This is a genomic window from Vibrio sp. 10N.286.51.C3, from assembly GCF_003050065.1.
GTDB lineage: Bacteria > Pseudomonadota > Gammaproteobacteria > Enterobacterales > Vibrionaceae > Vibrio > Vibrio crassostreae.
On record NZ_PIGC01000004.1, the window covers coordinates 279,051 to 305,442 of the forward strand.

Sequence of the window (26,392 nt, forward strand, 5' to 3'; positions counted from 1 at the left end):
TTTAATGACTTCTAAACCACAAGCGCAATGATTACTCTTGAGGTACTACCTTACCGATGTACGGTAGGTGACGATATTTTTGTGCGTAGTCGATACCAACACCAACAACGAACTCATCTGGGATTTCAAAACCAATCCACTTTGTATCTACAGTCACTTCACGGCGAGAAGGTTTGTCTAGTAGCGTACAAATTTCGATAGACTTAGGGCCACGTAGGCTTAGAATCTCTTTCACCTTAGTCAGCGTGTTACCCGTATCGATAATATCTTCTACAAGTAGAACGTCTTTACCTTGAATATCATCATCAAGGTCTTTCAAAATACGAACATCACGTGAGCTTTCCATGCCGTTGCCGTAGCTAGACGCGGTCATGAAATCAACTTGGTGAGTTAAATCGATAGCACGAGCAAGATCTGCCATAAAGACAAAAGATCCACGCAATAAGCCAACTAAAACTAGATCTTCACTACCTTTGTAGTGCTCCGTGATCTGTTTGCCTAGTTCGTTCACTCGATCCTGAACTTCTTGCTCAGAGATCATGACTTCAACTGTATGCTTCATACTGCTCTCATTCTATTTGGTGATTGCGACGAATGTTGACAGTTTCGTCAGTTGTGTCGCTCAATTTTGTGCGTAAGTCTAGCACTGCTCAAATACCCACACCACCTTATGGTTCCAATTTACTGTCAGATTATCAATGAAATGTGCACTTGTGCTTTGTCTGATAGTCGCCTCCTTTCACATCAATGTGGATCACGCTTTATGTATCAAGTTTGATGTAACTGTCTATTAAATAAGCTGAAAGGATTGACCATTCGCATATGCACCATTACACTCATCTTGGCTTAAATAATAATAAAATCATTAATATAAAAAAATCGTTGGCAAGGAAAATAAAATGGACTCAATCTCTAAGAGACCTAGAACTAGGCTTTCACCTTTAAAAAGAAAACTTCAGCTGATGGAAATCGCGCTTGAAGTGTTCTCTCGTCGCGGCATTGGCCGTGGTGGTCACGCTGACATTGCAGATATCGCTCAGGTATCAGTAGCAACAGTATTTAACTACTTCCCTACTCGTGAAGATCTGGTTGATGAAGTGCTTAATCATGTTGTCCGTCAATTCTCAAACTTCCTTTCAGACAATATCGATCTAGATATTCACGCAAAACAAAACCTACATAATATTGCGACTGAAATGGTGACACTAGTAGCTCAAGACAGCCACTGGTTGAACGTATGGTTCGAATGGAGCGCATCGACGCGTGATGAAGTATGGCCACTGTTCGTAACAACAAACCGCACTAACCAAATGTTGGTACAAAACATGTTTAGTAAAGCGATTGAGCGCGGCGAAGTTTGTGACGATCACGATCCTAAGCATCTAGCGAACCTATTCCACGGCATCTGCTACTCGCTATTCATCCAAGCGAAACGTGTAGAAACACCTGAAGAGCTTTCAAGCTTAACAGATAGCTACTTAAACATGCTGTGCATTTATAAATAGATTCGAGATTCGAGATTCGAGATTCGAGATTCGAGATTCGAGATTCGAGATTCGAGATTCGAGATTCGAGATTCGAGATTCGAGTAAATAATTTAAGGGTTGGCCTAAGCGGTCAACCCTTTTTTGTAGAATGGAATGGCTCTTCGCATCCCGAAGCGCAGCGTACTCGCATCTCGGAGTGAAACGTTCCTGCGCCTTACTTCAGACATAAAAAAACCGCTGACGAATCAGCGGCTTTTAAAAACATTAGCGAGTGACTAAAGAAGAATTACTTCTTCTTTTTCACTGCTTTCTTGTTTGGAAGGTCAGTGATTGAACCTTCGAATACTTCCGCAGCTAGACCAACAGACTCGTGTAGAGTTGGGTGAGCGTGGATAGTAAGAGCGATATCTTCTGCATCACAACCCATTTCGATTGCTAGGCCGATTTCGCCAAGAAGTTCACCACCGTTAGTACCAACAACAGCACCACCGATTACACGATGAGTCTCTTTATCAAAGATCATCTTAGTCATACCGTCTGCACAGTCAGAAGCGATTGCACGACCAGAAGCAGCCCAAGGGAAAGTAGCAACTTCGTAGTTGATGCCTTCCGCTTTCGCTTCTTTCTCAGTCTTACCTACCCAAGCAACTTCTGGCTCAGTGTACGCAATTGATGGGATTACTTTAGGGTCGAAGTAGTGCTTCTTACCAGAGATAACTTCAGCAGCTACGTGACCTTCATGCACACCTTTGTGAGCAAGCATTGGTTGACCAACAACGTCACCGATCGCGTGGATGTGAGGAACGTTTGTACGCATTTGCTTATCAACATTGATGAAACCACGCTCATCAACTTCGATACCAGCTTTTTCAGCGTCGATAAGTGCACCGTTTGGAACACGACCGATAGCAACAAGAACAGCATCGTAGCGCTCAGCTTCAGCTGGTGCTTTTTTGCCTTCCATTGAAACGTAGATACCGTCTTCTTTCGCTTCAACAGCAGTCACTTTAGTTTCAAGCATTAGCTTGAACTTATTCTTAATGCGCTTAGTGAAAACTTTAACGATGTCTTTATCCGCAGCAGGGATAACTTGATCGAACATCTCTACAACTTCAACTTTAGAACCTAGAGAGTGGTAAACCGTACCCATCTCAAGACCGATGATACCTCCGCCCATGATAAGCAGTTTTTCAGGTACTTCGTTTAGTTCTAGTGCATCCGTAGAATCCCAAATACGTGGGTCTTCATGTGGGATGAAAGGAAGTTTGATTGGGCGAGAACCCGCAGCAATGATTGCGTTGTCGAAGTTAACAGTTGTTGCTTCGCCTTCGCCTTCAACAAGAATGCTGTTAGGACCAGTGAACTTACCGAAACCGTTAACAACAGTAACGTTACGCATCTTAGCCATACCGCCAAGACCGCCAGTTAGTTGATCAACTACTTTTTCTTTCCAAATACGGATCTTGTTGATGTCCGTTTGTGGCTCGCCGAATACAACGCCGTGCTCTGCCATCGCTTTAGCTTCTTCGATTACTTTAGAAACGTGAAGAAGTGCTTTTGATGGAATACAACCAACGTTTAGACATACACCACCAAGAGTGCTGTAACGTTCAACTAGTACTGTTTCTAGACCTAAATCCGCACAACGGAATGCCGCTGAGTAACCAGCAGGACCTGAACCAAGTACAACAACTTGGGCTTTAATTTCTTTGCTCATTGTGACCTCTTGTAGTCATTATCCCTAACAGGCTGAGTAGATGTTCTTAAAATTATTGGGCTTTCAAACAGGAAACATTTTACAGAGATGTTAACAGTGTGAAAGTAGCTTTAAGTTAGCCTGTGAGCTAGACAACAATTCCCTATCAGATTATGAGAAATGCAGGAAACTGTTCTCTAAAAATAGTCTTTATATAAAGAATTAAGGTGACCCGAAAGTCACCTTAATAATTACTTTCTCAATTACAGTACTAGACGACGAATGTCAGATAGTGCGCTGTTTAGGAAAGTAATGAAGCGTGCACCTTCAGCACCATCGATCACACGGTGGTCGTATGATAGAGACAGTGGAAGCTGTAGACGTGGTTGGAACTCTTTACCATTCCAAACTGGCTTAATTTCAGACTTAGATACACCTAGGATACCTACTTCTGGAGCATTTACGATTGGAGTAAATGCAGTACCGCCAATACCACCAAGGCTAGAGATTGTGAAACAACCGCCTTGCATGTCTGCCGCTGTTAGCTTACCAGAACGTGCTTTCTTAGAAACAGCCATTAGCTCTTCTGATAGCTCGTAAATGCCTTTCTTGTTCACGTCTTTGAAGACAGGAACAACTAGACCGTTTGGTGTATCAACAGCGATACCCACGTTTACGTACTTCTTAAGAATGATGCTTTCGCCATCTTCAGAAAGAGAAGAGTTAAACGCTGGGAATGCTTCTAGCGCTTTAGCGACAGCTTTCATGATGAACACAAGTGGAGTGATCTTCATGCCAGTGTCTTTCTTCGCTTCGATTGCGTTCTGTTCTTTACGGAATGCTTCTAGCTCAGTGATGTCTGCGTTGTCCCACTGTGTAACGTGAGGGATCATTACCCAGTTACGGTGCAGGTTAGCGCCAGAGATCTTCTTAATCTTAGAAAGCTTCTGAACTTCAGTTTCGCCGAACTTGCTGAAGTCAACTTTTGGCCATGGTAGTAGACCAAGAGCAGAACCGTCGCCGCCTTTGCCAGATGCAGCTGCACCAGACTCAAGACGCTTAAGTGCATCTTTAACGTAAGACTGAACGTCTTCTTTAAGGATACGGCTCTTACGACCAGTACCTTTAACCTTAGAAAGGTTAACGCCAAATTCACGAGCTAGACGACGAACTACTGGAGAAGCGTGCGCGTAGTCACCGTTCTCTTGGAAGTCGCCAGCTGCTGCTGGAGCCGCTGCAGGTGCTTCTGCTTTAGGAGCAGGTGCCGCCGCTGGAGCTGCTGCTTGTGCAGGTGCTGCAACAGGAGCAGGAGCTGCGCCTTCAACTACGAAAGTCATGATTAGAGAGCCAGTTGACACTTTGTCGCCAGCTGCAATCTTGATTTCTTTTACTGTACCAGCGAATGGTGCAGGAACTTCCATTGAAGCTTTGTCGCCTTCAACAGTAATTAGAGATTGCTCTTCTTCTACTGTGTCGCCAACCGCTACCATGATTTCAGTAACTTCTACTTCGTCACCACCGATATCAGGAACGTTTACTTCTTTCTCAGCAGATGCTGCTGGAGCCGCTGCAACTGGTGCTGCCGCCGCAGGAGCCGGAGCTGCTGCAGGTGCTGAACCAGCCACTTCGAATACCATTACTAGAGAACCAGTAGAAACTGAATCACCAGAAGCGATCTTGATTTCTTTAACGATACCAGCGAATGGTGCAGGAACTTCCATAGAAGCCTTATCGCCTTCAACAGTAAGAAGAGATTGCTCTTCTTCTACTGCGTCACCGATAGCAACCATGATTTCAGTTACTTCAACTTCATCACCGCCGATGTCTGGTACGTGAACTTCTTTAAGCTCAGCCGCCGCTGCAGGAGCTGCAGCAACTGGTGCCGCTTCAACTGCTGGCGCAGCCGGTGCTGCAGCAGCACCTTCCGCTTCGAAGATCATGATAAGAGAACCAGTAGAAACTGAATCGCCTTCAGCTACTTTGATTTCTTTAACGATACCCGCTTGAGACGCTGGAACTTCCATTGAAGCTTTGTCGCCTTCAACAGTGATCAGTGACTGCTCTTCTTCAACCTTGTCACCAACGTTTACAAGAATCTCAGTTACTTCAACCTCGTCAGCACCGATGTCTGGTACATTAATTTCGATTGTCATTGTATTTACCTACCTTAATGCCAGTCTTATGCGTATTGCGGGTTAGTTTTTTCAGTGTCGATATCGAACTTAGCAATTGCTTCAACAACTACTGATTTCTCGATGTCACCACGTTTAGCCAGTTCAGTTAGAGCTGCAACTACGATGTAGCCAGCGTTAACTTCGAAGTGACGACGTAGGTTTGCACGGCTGTCAGAGCGGCCGAAACCATCTGTACCAAGTACTTTGTAAGACTCAGTTGGCATGTACGCACGTACTTGCTCAGCGTAGTTCTTCATGTAGTCAGTCACTGCGATTGCAGGTTCTTTACCAAGAACAGTCGTGATGTACGGTACTTTCTCTTCAGCTTCTGGGTGAAGCATGTTGTCACGCTCTACCGCTTGGCCGTCACGAGTTAGTTCGTTGAACGACGTTACAGAGAATACGTCAGATGCTACGCCGTACTCTTCGCTTAGAATTTCAGCGGCTTTACGCGCTTCGTTCATGATAGTACCAGAGCTCATTAGTTGAACTTTGCCCTTAGCACCAGCGTGAGATTCAAGCTTGTAGATACCCTTACGGATGCCTTCTTCAGCGCCTTCTGGCATTGCTGGCATTGCGTAGTTCTCGTTCATTACTGTTAGGTAGTAGTAAACGTTCTCTTGCTCAGGACCGTACATGCGACGGATACCGTCTTGCATGATTACCGCTAGCTCGTAAGCAAACGTTGGGTCGTAAGAGATACAGTTCGGGATAGTGTTCGCTTGGATGTGCGAGTGACCATCTTCGTGCTGTAGACCTTCACCGTTCAGTGTTGTACGACCTGCAGTAGCACCTAGTAGGAAGCCACGAGCTTGTTGGTCGCCTGCTAGCCATGCCATGTCACCAATACGTTGGAAACCGAACATTGAGTAGTAGATGTAGAACGGGATCATCGGTAGATCGTTTGTGCTGTATGAAGTTGCAGCAGCAACCCATGAAGCCATAGAACCTAGTTCGTTGATACCTTCTTGAAGTACTTGACCAGACGTTGCTTCTTTGTAGTAAGAAACGATGCCTTTATCTTCAGGTGTGTATTCTTGACCGTGTGGGTTGTAGATACCAACCTGACGGAATAGACCTTCCATACCGAATGTACGAGCTTCATCACAGATGATAGGAACGATGTTCTTACCAATGTTCTTATCTTTAAGAAGGATGTTTAGCGTACGTACATAAGCCATAGTTGTAGAGATATCACGCTTCTGTTCACCTAGTAGAGGTGCGAATGCGTCTAGCTCAGGAACTTTGAATTCTTGAGTAAATTTAGGCAGACGTGCTGGCGTGTAACCTTGTAGGGCTTTACGACGAGCATGTAAGTATTCGTACTCAGCAGAACCTTCTTCAAGAGTCAGGTAAGGAAGCTCAGACACTTTCTCATCAGAAAGGATGTCTTGTAGGCCTAGACGGTCACGTAGGTATTGTACGTGAGTCATATCCATCTTCTTAACACCGTGAGCGATGTTCTTACCTTCTGCAGCTTCACCCATGCCGTAACCTTTAACTGTCTTAGCTAGGATTACTGTTGGCTTGCCACCTGTCTCTTTTGCATTGTTGAATGCAGCGAACAGTTTAGAAGAGTCGTGACCACCACGCTTCAGTTCGAAGATTTGGTCGTCAGTCATGTCTGCAACTAGTGCAGCTGTTTCTGGGTACTTACCAAAGAAGTGCTCACGTACGTATGCGCCATCTTTAGATTTGAATGTCTGGTAGTCACCATCGATAGTTTCGTTCATTAGTTGAAGAAGCTTACCAGTAGTGTCTTTAGCTAGTAGAGAATCCCAGTTGCTACCCCAGATAACTTTAACAACGTTCCAACCTGCACCTTTGAATAGGCCTTCAAGTTCTTGGATGATGCTACCGTTACCCATTACAGGGCCGTCTAGACGCTGTAGGTTACAGTTGATTAGGAAACATAGGTTGTCTAGCTTCTCACGCGCAGCGAAAGAGATAGCACCACGTGATTCTGGCTCATCCATCTCACCGTCACCTAGGAAAGCGTATACACGTTGAGCAGAAGTATCTTTAAGACCACGGCCGTCAAGGTACTTAAGGAAGCGCGCTTGGTAGATCGCAGAGATCGGACCTAGACCCATAGATACTGTAGGGAACTGCCAGAACTCAGGCATCAGTTTAGGGTGCGGGTAAGAAGGAATACCTTTACCATCAACTTCTTGACGGAAGTTATCTAGCTGCTCTTCAGTTAGACGACCTTCAACGAATGCACGAGAGTAGATACCTGGAGAGATGTGACCTTGGTAATAAACTAGATCGCCACCGTCCGTCTCGTTTGGAGCACGGAAGAAGTGGTTGAAACATACTTCGTAGAACGCTGCTGCTGACTGGTAAGAAGCCATGTGACCACCAAGGTCTAGGTCTTTCTTAGAAGCACGCAATACAATCATGATTGCGTTCCAGCGAATAATCGAACGAATACGACGCTCAAGAGTTACGTCACCAGGGTAAGCTGGCTCTTGTGCTGCTGGAATTGTGTTGATGTAGTTTGTGTTGATGCCTGTAGCCATATCAACACCATCTAAACGCGCTTTATCTAGAACTTGTTCTAGTAAAAACTGTGCACGTTCTACACCTTCTTCACGTACTACTGACTCAAGAGCTTCTAACCAATCTTGAGTTTCCAGAGCATCAACGTCATGCTTCATGTCAGACATGGCGATCTATCCTTTTTGTTAGTTGGATTCTACTAAACACGTAAAAAGCCGAAGTATTACGGCTATTTACCCTGTTGAATTCGACGTAAAGAACGTTCGCGACGCGATTCTTCTTTGGTCAAATCCATCAATGTTTCTTCGATGTAAGCTAAATGAGAGTGTGACATTTCACGTGCCTGTTCTGGCTGTCCTGAAACGATCGCATCTACAATGTTAGCTCGATGTATACTCACTTTCTCCACAACGTCTTTACGACGATGCAACAGCTTTAAATTTTCTAAGACGTTTTGTTCGAGTAACGGAGCCAAGCTACGAACAATGTGCAGTAACACCACATTGTGCGCTGCCTCTGTTAAAGCAATAAGAAAAGCCATCACCGCTGCAGATTCGGCTTCAATATCACCCTTATCTTGCGCACCACGAATTTTCTCTTGGCATGCTTGAATTCGAGCAAAGTCTTCATCAGTGCCACGCAATGCCGCGAAGTAAGCCGAAATCCCTTCCATCGCATGACGCGATTCCAACAAGTCTAGTTGGGTTTCAGAATGGGAGGACAACAAATTAAGCAAAGGATCTGAAAAGCTTTTCCAGATATTTTCACTAACAAACGTACCTCCACCTTGACGGCGAGTAAGCAGGCGTTTTGCTTCTAAACGTTGTATCGCTTCTCGGATTGAAGGACGAGACACATCGAACTGTTTCGCCAGTTCACGCTCAGGCGGCAGCTGCTGCCCTGGAGCCAGTGTTCCTTCCACTATCAACCTTTCTAACTCTTGCTCGATAACATCGGAGAGTTTTGGCTGACGAATCCTTTGATAAGCCATAGTTTGTTGTTCTTCTTTTTCTTCGCTGACAATTGGTAATACCAATTTTAAGTTGGGCAGAAATTAACATAATTAAAACGCCACTGTCCAGTGTAAAATTGACCTGCATCATAGAACGCAGTGTGAATTAACCATGATTTAACAAATGAAATTTAAAACAGCAACCAAATTGGTCTTACCATTTACAGGGGTAATACTTTTGGGGAGGTTTCGTGCTAGAAAGTTTCAGGATAAAAATGAATTGTTTCAGAAAGATTAGTGCCACTTGTTTAAAAATCGAACCAAGCGCACATTTAGGGTCGAATTTCTGTTAATAAGTTTTAATAAATGAGTGTTTGATAAGCTCGTCACACTCTCTATTTATTGATGCTCTTCTCTCCACCACTTTCTTTACATCGCAACAACAAAAATTCACAAGTCATTATGCTAGGCGTTGACTATTCAACGCCCAAAAGCGGTAAGGTCATAACCAAAAACTAAGACTTAAGCTTTTAGCTTTCCTTTAAACTTCTTCCAATCGAACACCAAGCCAGGGTCAGTTTTACGCAGAGGCGCTATATATTGATGGCCAGTGATGCGTTCGGTGGTGATTTGAGGAAAAGTGGATACAATCGTTTCTGTTAATTGGGCAAGCGCTTGATACTGCTGCTCGCTATACGCCACAAAGTCACTGCCCTCGAGTTCAATACCAATCGAATAATCATTACATCTGTCACGCCCTGCAAAGCTCGAATGGCCGGCATGCCAAGCTCGGTCTAAGAACGAAACGAACTGCACCACTTCGCCATCACGACGAATCAAGCAGTGCGCCGATACGCCCATTTGGTGAATCACCTTAAAAAATGGGTGTTCCGACGGGTCTAGCTTGCCTGTAAAAAACTGTTCGATGTAAGGCCCACCAAATTGCCCCGGAGGCAAACTAATGTTGTGGACCACCAGCAGAGAGATATCCTCAACACTAGGTCTAGCATCAAAATACGGGGAAGGAACATGCCGAGCGTTGTCGTACCATCCGTTGGAGCTGATCGTCATCTTGGTCTCACTTTCTTTTCTGCTAGCACAATAAGATGTGACCTTGCCCATAGAGCAGTCGCGCTAGCCTCTTTAATTTGAAGTTAAGCAAGAGTATCATTCCATTCCCACTCCCTTTCAAGATTAGATTTGCGATGAAAAACACACATAACAGCCACCAACGCCTTGACTACTTAAAAGAGCAACTGCCTCTAGAGATCACTCGTGCAGTCGCTGAGACCATCAAAGAAGATCTAGGTGGCACGTTAGATCCAGCGGCTGACATCACAGCAAGTCTAATCCCAGCTGACGCTATCAACAGCGCAACCATCATCACTCGTGAACACGGTGTATTCTGTGGTAAAGCATGGGCTGATGAGGTGTTTAAGCAGCTAGGCGGTGAAGTGACTATCGAGTGGAACGTAGAAGATGGCGATAAGGTAGAACCAAACCAAACGCTTTGCACCCTAACTGGCCCAGCACGCGCACTATTGACTGGTGAGCGTAACGCAATGAACTTCATTCAAACGCTATCTGGTTGTGCGACAGCAACCGCTATCTATGCTGACAAAATCAAACACACAGAGTGCCGTCTGCTAGATACTCGTAAAACCATCCCAGGCCTACGTAGTGCACTAAAATACGCTGTGGCTTGTGGTGGCGGTTTCAACCACCGTATCGGTGTTTTCGATGCCTACTTAATCAAAGAAAACCACATCATCGCGTGTGGCGGTATTGAAAAAGCTATCTCAACAGCAAAAGAGCTTAACCCGGGTAAGCCTGTTGAAGTGGAAACTGAGAGCCTAGAAGAGCTAGAGCAAGCTATCAATGCGGGCGCAGACATCATCATGCTAGACAACTTCACCACTGACATGATGCGTGAAGCTGTGAAAATCAACGCTGGACGTGCTGCGCTAGAAAACTCTGGTAACGTAACTCTAGATACCATTGCTGAGTTCGCTGAAACAGGCGTTGATTACATCTCGGTAGGTGCACTGACTAAGCACCTAAAAGCAATGGATCTATCAATGAGATTCAAAGCGTAATTGACTGAATAATAGATAATTTCTGTAAGGGCACTGTTGATAGCAGTGCCTTTTTTATTGCCTTAATTATCAGTATTTCAAACCGTTATTTAAGTTGATCGCATAAATTTGCGCGCTATATGAAACACCACACTAATAAATACAAAACCACTCGCGACCACACCTGAACACCATTCCACTTCCCTATCTCGACTTCTATTCTCTCAATCAACCAGTGCTTGCGCTGAAACAAACTAAAGAATGGAATTAGACAATGAAGAACAAAAGAACGAACCAGAAAGGTTTTACCTTAATTGAATTGATGATTGTTGTGGCTGTAATCGGCGTATTGTCTGCGATTGCAATTCCTCAATATCAAAAGTACGTAGCAAAAGCTGAAGTTGCAGCAGCTCTCGCAACCATGACAGGTGTAAAAACAAATGTTGAAGCTTATGCTGTCGAGTATGGAGCTTTCCCTACAGCTGCTCAATCTGCAGCTTTAGGTGTCCCAGCTAATATTCCACAAGGAACAATTGCCTTTGCGCCAGCGCAATCATCTGCCGGCAGTATTGATTTTACCTTTTCATCTTCGGACGTTAGCTCTCTTTTAATCGCTAGTGAGTTTCAACTAGACAGAGATAGCGATGGTTCATGGTCATGTGTAGCTTCCGGAGCTCAAGCAGTATCAAGCGATTTGTTGCCAAAAAGCTGTAGACCTTAAATAAATGCTAACCAACCTCCCAACCGTTCTCCGTCAGGCTGGCTTACTTAGCCTGACTCAAGAACAAGCCGTTGCGGAACATATACATGCTTCGGGTATTTCGACATCTGAAGCTTTACTCGTTCTGGATTTTTTCACTAGCGAGAGTCTCGCACATAACATTCAGGCCATCTTCGGTCTGCCACTGGTGCAACTCGCCAATGTTGATTATGAAATCTTATGTGACCAATTAGGGCTTCGTGAACTGATCACCAAGTATCGTGCGATACCGATTTCAGTCTCTAATTCTACTCTAACACTCGCCTCAGCCGACCCGACCGATTTACAAGCCGAAGATGATTTCCGATTCGCGACGGGATTACAGATTGAATTAGTTGTCGCTAACTACTCTGAATTAGAAGGCGCAATACGAAAGTTGTATGGCCGCTCTATTTCCGGGCAAGGTTCGAAACGCAAAGAGATCACTCAAGATGAACTCGCCAATCTTGTTGAAGTCTCTGACGACGAGATAGCGTCGATTGAAGACCTCAGCCAGGACGACTCCCCCGTTAGCCGGTTTATCAATCAGATACTGGTTGATGCGGTACGCAAAGGTGCATCAGATATCCACTTCGAACCTTATGAAGAGCACTACCGAGTACGCCTGCGTTGTGATGGCATCCTTGTCGAGATTCAACAGCCAGCCTCCCACTTAAGTCGCCGTTTATCAGCCCGTTTAAAGATTCTCGCCAAGCTTGATATTGCTGAACGTCGCTTGCCACAAGATGGACGAATTAAGCTCCGTTTGAATGATGAACTCGCGATAGATATGCGCGTCTCAACATTGCCGACCTTATGGGGTGAGAAAATTGTACTGAGGCTACTCGATAGCAGCGCAGCTAATCTCGATATCGATAAGCTCGGTTACAGCGACGATCAAAAAGCACTCTATCTCAATGCCCTGAAACGCCCACAAGGGATGATCTTAATGACAGGGCCAACTGGCAGCGGAAAAACCGTGTCGCTTTATACTGGGCTTCGAGTACTGAACACCACAGAACGCAATATTTCAACAGCTGAAGACCCTGTTGAAATTAACCTATGTGGTATCAATCAGGTACAAGTGACACCTAAGATCGGCTTTGGGTTTGCTGAGGCGCTGCGATCATTTTTACGACAAGATCCTGATGTGGTGATGGTGGGAGAGATCCGCGACTTGGAAACGGCAGAGATCGCGATCAAAGCATCGCAAACCGGTCACTTGGTCCTTTCAACGCTGCACACGAATTCCGCCGCAGAAACCGTCACTCGACTCGCTCATATGGGGATAGAACCCTTTAACCTCGCTTCATCACTGAGTTTGATTATCGCCCAACGACTGGCAAGACGATTGTGCAACCATTGCAAAGAAGATGACAACTCACCGGACATATTTCTGCGTCACTCGATTCCTAACAACCAAACCATCTACAAAGCTAATCCCCAAGGGTGTAATGAGTGTAATCAAGGTTATTCGGGGCGAGTGGGTATCTATGAAGTCATGCCTTTTAGCGATCAGCTGAAAAATAGCCTGATAGACAAGCCTAACGCGTTAGCCATTGAAAACTTGGCTCGCCGAGAAGGCATGAGAACTCTGCAAGAGTCGGGGCTAGATAAATTGCTTGAAGGCACCACCAGCTATCAAGAACTGCAACGTGTTCTGTACCTATAAACTAATGGATCACCAATGAGTAGCAAGTCCAAACAATCACAACTAAAAAGCTATCACTGGAAAGGTATTAATAGTTCCGGCAAGAAAGTGTCTGGGCAGACCTTAGCGCTCACCGAATTGGAAGTACGAGAAAAGCTCAAAGAGCAGCACATTCAGATTAAGAAAATCAAAAAGAAAAGTATTTCAGCCGTCACTCGTTTAACCCATAGAGTCAAAGCCAAAGACATCACTATTTTGACTAGGCAGCTAGCGACCATGCTGGCTACGGGGGTGCCTATCGTGCAAGCCATCAAGTTGGTATCAGACAACCACCGTAAAGCTGAAATGAAATCGATTTTATCGCACATCTGCAAAGGCGTAGAAGCCGGAACGCCAATCTCAAAAGCGATGCGAACCGCAAGCCGTCACTTTGATGACCTCTATACTGACTTGGTCGCGACAGGCGAACTTTCTGGCAATCTCGCACAAGTGTTCGAGCGCTTAGCGACCTATAGAGAAAAGAGTGAGCAATTAAAATCCAAAGTCGTCAAAGCACTGATTTACCCTGCCATGGTGGTCACCGTTGCACTGACTGTTTCTTATCTAATGCTGACCATGGTGATTCCGGAGTTTGAATCGATGTTTTCAGGCTTTGGTGCCGACCTGCCTTGGTTTACTCAAAAAGTACTCTACCTTTCCCATTGGATGCAGGCTTACAGTTTTTATACGGCTGTAGGCATCGGGCTTGTTGTCCTGATTATTTACCAACTGTGTCAACGTTCCCACTCGATCAGACTGTCTGTCAGTCGGCTAGGATTACGTTTCCCTGTTCTTGGTGGCGTATTAGCCAAAGCCTCTATTGCGAAATTTAGCCGAACCTTATCAACAAGCTTTAGTTCTGGCATTCCGATTTTAATGAGCCTAAAAACCACAGCCAAAACCGCAGGCAACCTGCATTATGAGTCGGCCATCATTGAAGTTCACCGAGAAACGGCTGCAGGCATGCCGATGTATATCGCAATGCGCAATACCAATGCCTTCCCCGAAATGGTGTTACAGATGGTGATGATTGGCGAAGAGTCTGGCAACCTTGATGATATGCTCAATAAAGTAGCCTCGATTTACGAGTTTGAAGTAGACAACACCGTCGACAATTTAGGCAAGATTCTAGAGCCACTGATCATCGTGTTTTTAGGCACCGTTGTTGGTGGACTTGTGGTTGCGATGTACTTACCGATCTTTAATCTTATGAGTGTGTTAGGATAGTTAAAAGCAACTAAACACCCATGAGCAGTAATCTCTGCTCACCTTGATTAAGTGGTAAAGGACACTATGGAAGTATTTCACTACTATCCTTGGCTATTCCCCGTATTAGCTTTCATTTTTAGCCTTCTTATCGGCAGCTTCCTCAACGTAGTCATACACCGTTTACCGATAATGATGGAACGAGAGTGGCAACAAGAGTGCTCGGAATATTTCTCTCAATATAAAATTCCAGCACCAGAAGGAAAGTTTAATCTCAGCATTCCTCGTTCAACCTGCCCGAAATGCAAAACCCAATTAAGAATCGTCGACAATATTCCAGTCTTAAGCTGGTTGTTCTTAAAGGGGAAGTGCCACAGCTGTGCGAATCCAATCAGTGCTCGCTACCCTTTGGTCGAACTGCTTACCGCAATACTTTGCACAATGGTTGCTAGCCACTTTGGTTTCAGTTACTACGCCATTACTTTGATTTTTTTCACCTTCGCACTGATTACCGCGACCTTTATCGATCTCGATACTATGTTGTTGCCTGATCAAATCACCTTGCCTTTGGTTTGGTCTGGTATCACTTTAGCACTGTTTAATATCAGCCCTGTATCACTTCAAGACTCAGTTGTAGGGGCAATGGCTGGCTACCTAGCGCTGTGGTCTGTTTATTGGTTGTTCAAACTACTGACAGGCAAAGAAGGTATGGGTTACGGTGACTTCAAACTCCTGGCTGCGCTTGGCGCATGGCTTGGTTGGCAGCACCTACCGATGATCATCCTTTTATCTTCGCTTGTTGGACTTGTGTTTGGTTTGATTCAACTTCGCTTGAAACAGCAAGGCATAGATAAAGCCTTTCCATTTGGCCCCTACCTTGCGATTGCGGGTTGGGTAAGCTTGATGTGGGGTAACGACATCATGGGTTGGTATTTCACTTCTGTACTAGGAATTTAACCATGGCAATCATTATCGGATTAAGCGGTGGTATCGCCAGTGGCAAAACCACCGTCGCTAACCTGTTCAATGAGCATTTTAATATTGATATTGTTGATGCTGATATCGTGGCACGTGAAGTGGTCGCACTGGGCAGTGATGGTTTAAAACAGATTACAGAACACTTTGGTGAGTCTATCTTGCTTGAAGATGGAACACTCAACCGAAGTAGGTTGCGTGAGCTGATCTTCTCGAATCCAAAAGAGAAGCAATGGCTCAATGATCTTCTTCATCCCATGATCCGTGAGAAAATTGACAGTGACCTGTCTAAAATCACATCCCCGTATGGTTTATTAGTCGCACCGCTATTGGTTGAAAACCAAATGCAAGGCATGACCGATCGCGTATTAATCGTTGATGTGCCAGCAGAAGTGCAAATAGAACGAACGATGAGTCGTGATAATGTTTCTAGGGAACAAGTTGCATCAATTTTAAAATCACAGGCTTCAAGAGAACAACGCTTAGCAGTTGCAGATGACGTGATTAAAAACCATACTAAAAACCAAGAACTTTTGCCTCAAATCACAGATTTACATCAAAAGTATCTGGCAATCAGTGCTGTAGATGGGTCAGAATAGAACAATGTTGAATGAAGGTTTGCTCGATGATCACCCATAAATTTGAACATCCGCTAAATGAGAAAACACGCATCTACTTAAGAGTTGAATCACTCTTGAGGCAGCTACACTTGTCTTCTACATTTTCCGATGCTCAACAGTATCAACTCTTTTTCCGTTCCATCTTTGATCTGATTGAAATCTTCGAACAGATCCAACTCAAGAGCGAACTCGCAAAAGATATTGAGAAACAACGTGTAACCTACAAAAGTTGGTTGGATGTTGAAGGTGTCGATCAAGAGATGCTGACATCACTGCTTAATGACATTGGTAATATCTATCGTGATCTGATGCAGGCAGAGCGTTTTGGCCAGTCACTTAAAGAAGACCGCTTCCTGAGTGCGATTCGCCAACGCTTTAATCTTCCAGGTGGCTCATGCTGCTTTGATTTACCGGCACTGCATTATTGGCTGCACCTTCCTCTCGATAAGAGAATGAGAGATGCTAAAGCTTGGATGGATAGCTTACAACCTCTGTATGAAGCGCTAACACTGTGGTTGAAGCTCACCAGAGAGACTGGCCACTTTAAAGAGCAAATCGCTCGTGCTGGCTTCTTCCAGAGCGATGCCGATGAAGCGAATATCCTTCGCCTTTCTATTCCAATGCAATACGGTGCCTACCCGATGATCTCGGGTCACAAAAACCGTTTTGCTGTTAAGTTCATGAGCTTTGAAACTGGGCAAGCCTGTACTCAAGACATCGAATTTGAATTGGCGATCTGCACCTAATTAATTTCCTTTTATAGTTTGGCTTGAGTCCTCACTCGAGCCTAAACTCTTTCTTACAATACCCTCTAATTAAGAATCACTATGTCGAACAAAATCACCATCGTTAAATGCCCTCAATGTAATACTGACGTTGAATGGGGTGAACAAAGCCCGCACCGCCCGTTTTGCAGCAAGCAATGTCAGATGATTGATTTCGGTGAATGGGCAGATGAAGAGAACAGCATCGCTGGCGCGCCTGATATGTCGGATAGCGATGGTTGGTCGGAAGATCCGTACTAAAATTCGAGATTCGAGATTCGAGATTCGAGATTCGAGATTCGAGATTCGGAAAAATGATTGAAGGGTTGGCGTTTAACGTCAATCCTTTTTTATTGCCTATAGCATGGCGCTAGTAGAGATTCCCTACTCCTTCCTTCGTCAGTCTAGGGAATGACGGTTAAATGTGAGTTTCGTTTTAATCCTTTATCCTCAAGAGCGAGTTGGGGATATATTACTTTCAAAACTCTAAATAGCAGGCACAAAAAAGCGGAGCCAAATGGCTCCGCTTTTATCGATAGAATGCAAAAAGAATTACTTCTTAGTAAGCTTCTCTTTAATACGAGCTGACTTACCAGAACGCTCACGTAGGTAGTACAACTTGGCACGACGTACTGCACCACGGCGTTTAACTTCGATGCTATCAACCATTGGAGAGTGAGTTTGGAACGCACGCTCTACGCCTTCACCGTTCGAGATCTTACGAACTGTGAATGCAGAGTGTAGACCACGGTTACGAATAGCGATTACAACGCCTTCGAAAGCCTGTAGACGCTCACGGTCACCTTCTTTTACCTTAACCTGAACTACAACAGTGTCACCTGGTGCGAATTTAGGAAGGTCTGATTTTAGTTGCTCTTCTTCAAGAGCCTTGATGATGTTGCTCATTTGTATAAATTCCTAGAATAAACTGATACTAAATTTAATAGGTTACTGCTTGCTTTTCGTTAAGAGCGTTGCTCTTTAATGAATTCAGCCAGTAATTGTTCCTGTTCGTCAGTCAGAGCTAGGTTTTCCAGGAGTTCTGGTCTTCTTAGCCAAGTTCGGCCCAACGATTGTTTTAATCGCCAGCGACGAATGTCCTTATGGTTTCCAGACTTGAGTACCGATGGCACATCTTTATCGTCTAGCACCTCAGAGCGCGTATAATGAGGACAATCTAGCAAACCATTTGCAAAAGAATCTTCTTCTGCTGAAGCGAAATCTCCAAGTACACCCGGAACAAACCGAGATACTGAATCAATCAGCGTCATGGCTGGCAGTTCGCCACCCGTCATCACAAAATCTCCAATCGACCATTCTTCGTCAACTTCAGATTGAATGATGCGCTCATCTACCCCTTCGTAGCGACCACAAATAAGAAGTAAATTCTCGTTTGTTGCCAGCTCTTCAACACCTTTCTGGTCGAGTTTACGACCTTGAGGTGAAAGATAGATAACTTTCGTCTTTCCCGGTGCTGCTTGCTTGGCCGTTTTGATAGCGTCGCGCAAAGGCTGAACCATCATTAACATGCCAGGACCACCACCGTAAGGTCTGTCATCAACAGTGCGATGTTTATCATGAGTGAAATCACGAGGATTCCATGTCTCAATAGATAAAAGACCTTTTTTAACCGCTTGACCTGTTACTCCAAAATCAGTAACAGAACGGAACATTTCAGGAAAAAGGCTAATAATGCCAACCCACATGTGTTCTCTCGCTCTGTAATTTGGAGTTAGAATCCAGGATCCCAGTCAACTTCGATCCGGCGAGCTTCGCGATCAACTTTCTTGATCACTTGCTCTTCAAGGTACGGTACTAACCGTTCCTTTTGGCCAAAAGCATCTTTAAGATTTGCTTTGATTACTAGAACATCGTTCGAGCCAGTCTCTAATAGGTCAGTGACCTTACCAAGGTCGTAACCTTTAGTAGTAAAAACTTGCATACCGAACAATTCGCGCCAGTAGAATTCATCTTCTGACAATTCAGGTAACGAAGCAGGGTCAATAGCAATTTCAAAGTTAGTCATCAGTTGCGCGTCTTCACGAACATCTAATCCCGCTAGCTTACATACATAACCTTGGCCATGACGTTTCCAGCTCTCAACTTTGTACTCAACCCACTTACCCTTTTGGTTTAAATACCAAGGGCTGTAATCAAATATGCTTTCAGCATTGTCTGTGTAGGAGAACACTTTAAGCCAGCCACGAATACCATAGGTAGACCCAAGTTTACCCATGACAATTCTATTGTTTTGCTCGCTCATAGTTTCTTTACCCTTCATCGACATAAGCTATTTCTCTTTAAAAAAGAATTAAGCCGCTTTTTGAGCGTCTTTAACTAGCTTAGCTACACGATCAGATAGAGATGCGCCTTGACCAACCCAGTGGTTAACACGATCTAGGTCTAGACGTAGACCTTCTTCTTGACCTTGAGCAGTAGGGTTAAAGAAACCTACTTTCTCGATGAAACGGCCAGTTGCAGCGTTACGGCTATCCGCAACTACGATTTGATAAAATGGGCGCTTCTTTGCACCGTGACGTGCCAAACGAATGGTTACCATGTCGTCCTCTTTGCTTTCTTAATAAAATAATTAACCCCAAGTATAAGTAAATAGCTTGGGGTCTCGTGCCAAATTAAAGCCCCGGAATTTTACTCTTATTCCGGGGCAATGCAAGGGCTTTAGCTATTTTTTCACCAACATAGCTGCCGTACACTTTCTGTGACACGGCTAACACTATGAAAAGTAACGTAGCTAAAGCTTACATTTGTAGATTATCGACCAAACGGGTTAAAGCCACCACCCATTCCGCCCATACCTCCACCGCCGCCCATCATGCCTTGCATGTTGCGCATCATGCCTTTCATGCCACCTTTCTGCATTTTCTTCATCATCTTCTGCATTTGGGTGAACTGCTTAAGCATACGGTTTACATCTTGTACCTGTGTACCTGAACCAGCGGCAATACGCTTTTTACGTGAGCCTTTGATTAGGTCAGGGCGTTGACGCTCTTTCATGGTCATAGAGTTGATGATCGCTTCCATTTGCTTGAACATCTTGTCATCAACTTTATCTTTAACGTTATCTGGTAGCTGAGACATGCCTGGAAGCTTATCCATCATGCCCATCATGCCGCCCATGTTTTGCATCTGACCAAGTTGTTCACGGAAGTCTTCAAGGTCAAAGCCTTTCTTCTCTTTGAACTTCTTAGCCAGTTTCTCTGCTTTCTCGGTATCAACGTTTTTCTGTAGGTCTTCAATAAGAGACAGTACGTCGCCCATACCTAGGATACGAGAAGCAACACGATCTGGGTGGAACGGTTCTAGTGCGTCAGTCTTTTCACCAACACCTAAGAACTTAATCGGTTTGCCTGTGATATGACGAACAGACAGAGCAGCACCACCACGCGCATCACCATCAACTTTCGTCAAGATAACACCGGTTAGTGGTAGCGCATCGCCAAAGGCTTTTGCAGTATTCGCAGCATCTTGACCTGTCATTGCATCAACAACGAACAGTGTCTCTACGGGTTTAATTGCAGTATGAAGCTCTTTGATCTCGCCCATCATCTCTTCATCGATAGCCAAACGACCAGCAGTATCGACAAGTAGCACGTCGTAGAATTTCTTCTTCGCGTGGTCGATTGCAGCGTTTGCAATATCAAGAGGCTTTTGATCAGCTGAAGATGGGAAGAAGTCTACGCCAACATCGCTTGCTAATGTTTCAAGCTGTTTGATCGCCGCTGGACGGTAAACGTCGGCAGATACAACCAAGACTTTCTTCTTGTCACGCTCAGTTAGAAGCTTAGATAGCTTACCTACCGATGTGGTTTTACCCGCACCTTGTAGACCCGCCATTAAGATAACGGCTGGCGGCTGCGCTGCTAGGTTAAGAGCCTCGTTAGACTCACCCATCACCGCTTCAAGTTCAGCTTGAACGATCTTAATGAATTCTTGACCAGGCGTTAGAGATTTAGAAACCTCAACACCCACAGCGCCTTCTTTTACGCGCTTAACAAAATCGCGGACAACGGGCAGTGCAACGTCGGCTTCAAGTAGCGCCATACGCACTTCACGCAGCGTCTCTTTAATATTGTCTTCGGTCAGACGACCTTTACCGCTGATGTTCTTCAGCGTTTTGGATAGACGATCCGTTAAATTATCAAACATAGTTTTCTCTTCGCTCAAAACTGCGACTATTACTGTGAGTATACATTAGCGCGGATTAGAGTCATACCCGTTGTAGAGCGTTAATCATCCGTGCTTGTGATGTGAGACATTATTCACTTGGAATTGAATGAGGTTCGCCATAGCCCCAAAGAGCGATGCGAGGTATAATTCGCCAATTAGTAATCATTTAAATGGATACCATGGACAGTCTTATTGCGATCGCAGCAGCCTTTCTTTATACAATGGCGATTTCCACGATCATTCCAGGTCTCGTGCACCAAACAGGAATCCGTGTAAAAACGGTGTTTACCAGCGCATTACTTGCTCTAGCTTTCCATGCTTGGTTGCTTGGCGATTTAATTTTTAATGCCAGTGGTCAAAACCTCAGTATCTTGAACGTTGCTTCATTAATCAGTTTAATCATATCTGTGGTTATGAGCGGCGCTATGCTCAAAACTCGTTTGTGGTTTATCTTGCCCGTCGTTTATAGCTTCGCTGCACTGAACTTGATGGCTGCTACTTTTCTTCCAAGCACCTTCATAAAGCATCTAGAGAATGACCCTAAACTGCTCGTTCATATCTCTTTGGCTCTATTCTCATACGCGACACTGACTATCGGCGCGCTATACGCCCTGCAACTCGCGTGGCTAGATCACAAACTTAAAAAGAAAAAAGCGTTGGTGATTAACCCTAACCTACCTCCTTTAATGATGGTGGAGAGACAGCTTTTCAAGATCATTCTGATTGGTAATGGCTTATTAACGGGTACTTTGTTAACCGGCCTCATCTTCGTACAAGATATGTTTGCTCAAGGAAAAGCGCACAAGGCTGTGCTGTCTTTTATCGCTTGGGTTATCTACTCCATCCTTCTATGGGGTCACTATCAGAAAGGTTGGCGTGGACAAAAAGTCACGTGGTTCGCACTCGCGGGTGCCAGCATGCTCACATTAGCCTACTTCGGTAGTCGCTTCGTTCAGGAAATCATCCTGAACTAGTCTGTAAAATAAAGGCAAGGTCTCACATACCTTGCCTTTAAAATATTGAGTGCAATACATTCAATTGACATCTCGACCATGTTCGGTCATAAATTAATCAAGATACACAAATAGGAAAAGAATAGTTTTGGACGACATATCAACGGGTATCTTATTTGCGCTACTCGCGTGTCTCATTGTAATTTCTGGTTATTTCTCTGGTTCCGAAACGGGCATGATGTCCCTGAACCGCTACCGTTTAAAGCACTTGGCCAATACGGGTCATAAAGGTGCCAAACGTGTAGAAAAACTTCTGAACCGCCCAGACAGATTGATTGGCCTCATTCTTATCGGCAACAATCTCGTCAACATTCTTGCATCTGCGATCGCTACTATTCTTGGTATGCGCATCTACGGGGATATCGGTGTAGCTATCGCTACTGGTACCCTGACTCTCGTGATCCTCGTGTTCGCCGAGGTAACACCAAAAACCATCGCTTCTCTATTTCCTGAACGTGTCTCTTACGCGAGTAGTATCCTTTTGATGATACTGATGAAGGTGCTGTCACCATTGGTGATCTTGGTCAACTTCATTACTAACGGCTTCATTCGTATCTTAGGTGTCAAAGCCAGTCACGATGCGACCGACCACTTAAGCTCAGAAGAGCTTAGAACCGTGGTAAATGAAGCAGGTAGCCTAATCCCTCAGCGTCACCAAGATATGTTGGTGTCTATTCTAGATTTAGAGCACGTCACCGTGAACGACATCATGGTGCCACGTAATGAAATTACTGGTATTGACATCAATGACGACTGGAAATCTATCGTTCGCCAACTGACTCACTCGCCTCATGGCCGCGTGGTGCTGTACCGTGACCAAATAGATGAAGTGGTTGGCATGCTTAGGCTGCGTGAAGCTTACCGTCTGATGCTTGAAAAGAACGAATTCAATAAAGAGACCCTATTGCGTGCAGCGGATGAGATCTACTTTATTCCTGAAGCGACACCACTCAACATTCAACTACTTAAGTTTCAACGCAATAAGCAGCGTATCGGTTTGATTGTTGATGAATATGGCGATATCAACGGCTTGGTTACCTTGGAAGATATTCTGGAAGAGATCGTTGGTGAGTTTACCACTTCAATTGCGCCAAGTTTATCTGAAGAGATCACACCACAAAGTGATGGTAGCTTCTTAATTGAAGGCAGTGCCAATATCCGAGACATCAACAAAGGCTTACAGTGGGCACTGCCTACCGATGGCCCTAGAACGCTGAATGGTTTGATACTGGAACACCTTGAAGATATTCCAGAGAGTCACCTGAGTGTTCAGGTTGCCAGCCACCCAATGGAAATCGTTGAACTCGAAGAGAACCGCATCAAGCTGGTGCGTGTGTTCCCACAGATCGTGAACGGATAATTGATAAGTACTGTTCATTACCGTAAGAACGGCCAACTGAGTTATCACTAATACCTCACATAAACAAAAGGCCCGATTCATTGAATCGGGCCTTTTAACATCTAACTCACCACACTCAAGGTGAAAAGTGATTAGTCAATTTTAAGCTCTTGCAGCATAGACTCTGGCAGTGCCAGTTCATCATTCTTGTTTACAGAGATGCCTGCAGCGATGATCGCATTCGCGATCTCTTTCGCTTCATCCAAAGAGTGCATTGCTGCGGTACCACATTGGTATTCGTTCAGCTCAGGGATCTTATTCTGGCTCTCAACTTTCAATACGTCTTGCATCGCTGCCAACCAACCGTCAGCTACTTGTTGCTCTGTAGGCGTGCCAATCAGGCTCATGTAGAAACCAGTACGACAGCCCATCGGTGAAATATCGATGATCTCTACATCTGAACCGTTCAATTGATTACGCATGAAACCAGCGTATAGGTGCTCTAGAGTATGGATACCTTTCTCAGATAGGATGTCTTTGTTTGGCGCAGTAAAACGCAGGTCAAACACAGTGATGGTATCCCCTTTTGGGGTTTGCATTGTTTTAGCAACACGAACTGCTGGTGCGTTCATGCGTGTGTGATCAACAGTGAAACTATCTAATAAAGGCATTGCTCTTCTCCATGACGTCTGGCTTTAGAAAAACCAGCTTCGATTGTCTTCTAGTTCTTTGCGGCACTGTTTCAGCTGCCATCCATAATCTTTTGCTTGCTGTTCGACTTTGCGCGCCACCTTAATCAACGATGGCTTGCTGTTGTATGACTTACGCTTATAACCACCACGGCCTTCATGATAAGCTAGGTATTGGTTATACGGGTCCCACAGTGAGATGCCCAATTGACGACGCGTCTCGCTGGTATACCAACCGATGAACATCAATGCATCATCAAAGTTGGTTCTTGAGCCACCGTTATTGGTCGCCTTTTGGAAGTCTTCCCAAGCAGGATCTTGAGCTTGTGCATAACCGTAGGCACTGCTTACACGCCCCCACGGTATAAAGCCAAGAATGTAATCTTTAGGTGGGCGCGCATCATGACGATAGCTACTCTCTTGTTTCACAAAAGCCATCGCAACGTTAATCGGCGTGCCCCACTCTTCTTGCATATCCAAAGCATCTTCATACCATGAAGGGTGCTCTCGAAAGATGCTACACAAATTATCTTGTTGCTTTGGCGGTGGCGTTGCACATCCAACCAATAGGCTAGAGACAACACCAACAGTCACCACAGGTAACCATTTACTACTCACACGAGTAGGCTGACCTAATAAGGCTTGCTTCCTTTCCACCAAAGTCTCGCTATGCTTTTAAATACGAAAAATAATCCGCTAAGAAGCTATCAAAATCTTGAGTGCTTGCTTCTTCACTTTGTTGCTGAGCAGTCACAGAGCGTTGAACTTCTGCTTCCATCAACTCAGCTGAGTAAACTTTGTATTGGTGTGCTTTGTGCTGCTCTGCATACGTTTTACCTAACGCACAGCCCACTTTACCTAAGCCACCTAACTTCTTAGTCTCTTCTAGCAACTGGCCAGAAATGGTCAGCTCTGGGTTATCAATCCAAGCTTCAAGCGTATCGCAGGTTTCTTGGTATGCACGACCACCTTGTTCAGCGTCCATCATCTCGGCAATAGAGCGTAGGTCTTTAAAGACACGCTTCGCCCAATCTTGCAGAGACAATCGCTCACCATGACAACCGATTTGCAGCTCTAAACCAACCTGACGACCTTCTAGGATCACCTTGTTCCAGTTATCGCGCCAGCACTCAAGTTCACAGTTATCCATCTCGGCAGAGTCTGTTAGTACACTCCACGTAAGGAATAGGTCCAAGAAGCGAACTTGCTGCTCATTGATACCAATTGAGCTGAATGGGTTTACGTCTAAAGAACGAACCTCAATGTACTCAACACCAGCACGAGCGAGAGCTTCAGATGGTTTCTCACCACTCTTCGCCACACGCTTAGGACGGATTGGAGCATACAGCTCATTCTCAATTTGCAGTACATTGCTATTTAGCTGACGGTATTCACCGTCAACCTTAGTGCCAATCTCAGCGAACTCTTCTGATGGTGTGCGAATCGCTTGATTCAAACCTTCAAGGTATTGGTCTAGGCTGTTGAAACCAATCTTCAATACACTTTGCGCACTATTAGTGTAACCAAGATCGCTCAGGCGCAGTGCCGTTGCTTTTGGTAGATACAGTGTCTCGCCAATCTTTTCAAAAGGCAGACTTGTATCTCTTCCTTTGATGAAAGAAGAACATAGCGCAGGTGAAGCACCGAAGAAGTATGGGATTAACCAACCAAAGCGGTAGTAGTTACGAATCAAACCGAAGTAAGCATCTGACTTAGCTTCACAACGCGCTTCTTCTGTTTGCTCTCCAAACAGGCTATCCCAAAAGCTTTCTGGGAAAGAGAAGTTGAAGTGAACACCAGAGATAATCTGCATCAAGCTACCGTAACGGCGCTTTAAGCCTTCACGATATAGCGTCTTCATCTTACCGTTGTTAGAGGTGCCGTATTGCGCTAGTTGAATGTAATCTTCACTGCCAACGTAACAAGGCATAGAAAGCGGCCATAGCTTTTCGCCGTCTAACTTGGTTTGCGTGAAGTGATGGATATCAGACAACTGATTCAAAAGCGTCGGAACATCGTTAGAAACAGGCGTGATAAATTCCAGTAGCGACTCAGAGAAATCGGTCGTTACCCATTCGTTCATCAACGCAGATCCCAAAGCCTCAGGGTGCGGCCCAGTAGCAAGGTGCCCATCTTCCGTGTAGCGTAATGTTTCCCTTTCAACACCACGACCGAATTGAGAGAAGGTCTTAGGGTTGGTTGCAACTTGCTTTAGTCGCGCAGCAAAATCAGTCAAAATTCAGTTCACTTATCTTATATTGTTCTGATTAGAACTATCATAAA

At 44.8% G+C, this 26,392-nt stretch carries 25 protein-coding genes; 11 read left to right on the forward strand and 14 right to left on the reverse strand.

The features are described from left to right. Window positions 1–31 precede the first annotated feature (31 nt). Window positions 32–562 carry a hypoxanthine phosphoribosyltransferase gene (gene hpt, locus CWO27_RS06300; RefSeq protein WP_017633235.1) on the reverse strand — a complete coding sequence of 177 codons (531 nt, stop codon included), beginning with the start codon at window positions 560–562 and terminating at the stop codon, window positions 32–34. 337 nt (window positions 563–899) lie between these two features. On the opposite strand from hpt, the gene CWO27_RS06305 reads away from it, so the two are divergent. Further along, on the forward strand, window positions 900–1,505 hold the full coding sequence (locus CWO27_RS06305) for a LuxR/HapR/OpaR family quorum-sensing transcriptional regulator (protein ID WP_019824386.1): 606 nt from the start codon (window positions 900–902) through the stop codon (window positions 1,503–1,505). Window positions 1,506–1,773: 268 nt separating this feature from the next. Here the strand turns inward: CWO27_RS06305 and lpdA are convergent, their stop codons facing one another. From lpdA to ampD, 5 genes are all read right to left on the reverse strand, one after another. Beyond that, on the reverse strand, window positions 1,774–3,204 hold the full coding sequence (lpdA, locus tag CWO27_RS06315) for a dihydrolipoyl dehydrogenase (protein ID WP_048659365.1): 1,431 nt from the start codon (window positions 3,202–3,204) through the stop codon (window positions 1,774–1,776). A 242-nt stretch (window positions 3,205–3,446) separates the two neighbouring features. Further along, the gene (aceF, locus tag CWO27_RS06320; RefSeq protein ID WP_107898713.1) at window positions 3,447–5,336 is read right to left on the reverse strand and encodes a pyruvate dehydrogenase complex dihydrolipoyllysine-residue acetyltransferase; all 1,890 of its coding nucleotides are present in this window, start codon (window positions 5,334–5,336) and stop codon (window positions 3,447–3,449) included. A 26-nt stretch (window positions 5,337–5,362) separates the two neighbouring features. After that, window positions 5,363–8,026 (reverse strand): pyruvate dehydrogenase (acetyl-transferring), homodimeric type, encoded by a 2,664-nt coding sequence (gene aceE / locus CWO27_RS06325; RefSeq protein WP_017063244.1) that lies wholly within the window; start codon window positions 8,024–8,026, stop codon window positions 5,363–5,365. Between the two features lie 62 nt (window positions 8,027–8,088). Continuing rightward, entirely contained in the window at window positions 8,089–8,850 is a 762-nt protein-coding gene (gene pdhR / locus CWO27_RS06330) for a pyruvate dehydrogenase complex transcriptional repressor PdhR (RefSeq protein ID WP_009847596.1), read from the reverse strand. Between the two features lie 483 nt (window positions 8,851–9,333). Continuing rightward, window positions 9,334–9,933 carry a 1,6-anhydro-N-acetylmuramyl-L-alanine amidase AmpD gene (gene ampD / locus CWO27_RS06340; protein WP_048664507.1) on the reverse strand — a complete coding sequence of 200 codons (600 nt, stop codon included), beginning with the start codon at window positions 9,931–9,933 and terminating at the stop codon, window positions 9,334–9,336. Window positions 9,934–10,016: 83 nt separating this feature from the next. Between ampD and nadC the strand changes: the two genes are divergently transcribed. From nadC to yacG, 8 genes are all read left to right on the forward strand, one after another. Next, window positions 10,017–10,907, forward strand: coding sequence for a carboxylating nicotinate-nucleotide diphosphorylase (nadC, locus tag CWO27_RS06345; protein WP_004738163.1), 891 nt, complete (start codon window positions 10,017–10,019; stop codon window positions 10,905–10,907). Between the two features lie 253 nt (window positions 10,908–11,160). Continuing rightward, window positions 11,161–11,607 carry a pilin gene (locus tag CWO27_RS06350; protein WP_102433043.1) on the forward strand — a complete coding sequence of 149 codons (447 nt, stop codon included), beginning with the start codon at window positions 11,161–11,163 and terminating at the stop codon, window positions 11,605–11,607. 4 nt (window positions 11,608–11,611) lie between these two features. Then, the gene (gene pilB, locus CWO27_RS06355; protein WP_102433042.1) at window positions 11,612–13,297 is read left to right on the forward strand and encodes a type IV-A pilus assembly ATPase PilB; all 1,686 of its coding nucleotides are present in this window, start codon (window positions 11,612–11,614) and stop codon (window positions 13,295–13,297) included. Between the two features lie 15 nt (window positions 13,298–13,312). Next, entirely contained in the window at window positions 13,313–14,542 is a 1,230-nt protein-coding gene (locus CWO27_RS06360) for a type II secretion system F family protein (protein ID WP_102433041.1), read from the forward strand. Window positions 14,543–14,608: 66 nt separating this feature from the next. Further along, window positions 14,609–15,478 carry a prepilin peptidase gene (locus CWO27_RS06365; RefSeq protein WP_048659372.1) on the forward strand — a complete coding sequence of 290 codons (870 nt, stop codon included), beginning with the start codon at window positions 14,609–14,611 and terminating at the stop codon, window positions 15,476–15,478. A 2-nt stretch (window positions 15,479–15,480) separates the two neighbouring features. Then, the gene (coaE, locus tag CWO27_RS06370; RefSeq protein ID WP_019823817.1) at window positions 15,481–16,095 is read left to right on the forward strand and encodes a dephospho-CoA kinase; all 615 of its coding nucleotides are present in this window, start codon (window positions 15,481–15,483) and stop codon (window positions 16,093–16,095) included. Window positions 16,096–16,121: 26 nt separating this feature from the next. Beyond that, window positions 16,122–16,862 carry a cell division protein ZapD gene (zapD, locus tag CWO27_RS06375; protein ID WP_017063237.1) on the forward strand — a complete coding sequence of 247 codons (741 nt, stop codon included), beginning with the start codon at window positions 16,122–16,124 and terminating at the stop codon, window positions 16,860–16,862. An 81-nt stretch (window positions 16,863–16,943) separates the two neighbouring features. Continuing rightward, window positions 16,944–17,141 carry a DNA gyrase inhibitor YacG gene (gene yacG, locus CWO27_RS06380; RefSeq protein ID WP_017101236.1) on the forward strand — a complete coding sequence of 66 codons (198 nt, stop codon included), beginning with the start codon at window positions 16,944–16,946 and terminating at the stop codon, window positions 17,139–17,141. 291 nt (window positions 17,142–17,432) lie between these two features. On the opposite strand, the gene rplS is transcribed toward yacG, so the two are convergent. From rplS to ffh, 5 genes are all read right to left on the reverse strand, one after another. Further along, complete coding sequence (gene rplS / locus CWO27_RS06385; RefSeq protein WP_004735514.1) at window positions 17,433–17,786, reverse strand: 50S ribosomal protein L19; 354 nt, start codon at window positions 17,784–17,786, stop codon at window positions 17,433–17,435. A gap of 59 nt (window positions 17,787–17,845) precedes the next feature. Beyond that, entirely contained in the window at window positions 17,846–18,586 is a 741-nt protein-coding gene (gene trmD, locus CWO27_RS06390) for a tRNA (guanosine(37)-N1)-methyltransferase TrmD (protein ID WP_107898714.1), read from the reverse strand. A 26-nt stretch (window positions 18,587–18,612) separates the two neighbouring features. Then, the gene (gene rimM / locus CWO27_RS06395; RefSeq protein WP_048615624.1) at window positions 18,613–19,167 is read right to left on the reverse strand and encodes a ribosome maturation factor RimM; all 555 of its coding nucleotides are present in this window, start codon (window positions 19,165–19,167) and stop codon (window positions 18,613–18,615) included. 24 nt (window positions 19,168–19,191) lie between these two features. Then, window positions 19,192–19,440 carry a 30S ribosomal protein S16 gene (gene rpsP / locus CWO27_RS06400; protein WP_004410028.1) on the reverse strand — a complete coding sequence of 83 codons (249 nt, stop codon included), beginning with the start codon at window positions 19,438–19,440 and terminating at the stop codon, window positions 19,192–19,194. 212 nt (window positions 19,441–19,652) lie between these two features. Then, the gene (ffh, locus tag CWO27_RS06405; RefSeq protein WP_010435884.1) at window positions 19,653–21,047 is read right to left on the reverse strand and encodes a signal recognition particle protein; all 1,395 of its coding nucleotides are present in this window, start codon (window positions 21,045–21,047) and stop codon (window positions 19,653–19,655) included. A gap of 200 nt (window positions 21,048–21,247) precedes the next feature. Between ffh and CWO27_RS06410 the strand changes: the two genes are divergently transcribed. Together CWO27_RS06410 and CWO27_RS06415 are read left to right on the forward strand one after the other, a co-directional pair. Next, complete coding sequence (locus CWO27_RS06410) at window positions 21,248–22,042, forward strand: cytochrome C assembly family protein (protein ID WP_107898715.1); 795 nt, start codon at window positions 21,248–21,250, stop codon at window positions 22,040–22,042. Window positions 22,043–22,169: 127 nt separating this feature from the next. Continuing rightward, window positions 22,170–23,441, forward strand: coding sequence for an HlyC/CorC family transporter (locus tag CWO27_RS06415; RefSeq protein WP_019825852.1), 1,272 nt, complete (start codon window positions 22,170–22,172; stop codon window positions 23,439–23,441). 131 nt (window positions 23,442–23,572) lie between these two features. On the opposite strand, the gene luxS is transcribed toward CWO27_RS06415, so the two are convergent. The 3 genes from luxS to gshA are packed head-to-tail and all read right to left on the reverse strand — an operon-like array spanning window position 23,573 to window position 26,345. Further along, window positions 23,573–24,091, reverse strand: a complete 519-nt coding sequence (gene luxS, locus CWO27_RS06420) for an S-ribosylhomocysteine lyase (protein WP_019825850.1) — start codon at window positions 24,089–24,091, stop codon at window positions 23,573–23,575. 24 nt (window positions 24,092–24,115) lie between these two features. Continuing rightward, complete coding sequence (locus CWO27_RS06425) at window positions 24,116–24,766, reverse strand: transglycosylase SLT domain-containing protein (protein ID WP_017629422.1); 651 nt, start codon at window positions 24,764–24,766, stop codon at window positions 24,116–24,118. Between the two features lie 10 nt (window positions 24,767–24,776). After that, a complete protein-coding gene (gshA, locus tag CWO27_RS06430) occupies window positions 24,777–26,345 on the reverse strand; it encodes a glutamate--cysteine ligase (protein ID WP_107898716.1) in 1,569 nt (522 codons plus the stop codon). Window positions 26,346–26,392 lie beyond the last annotated feature (47 nt).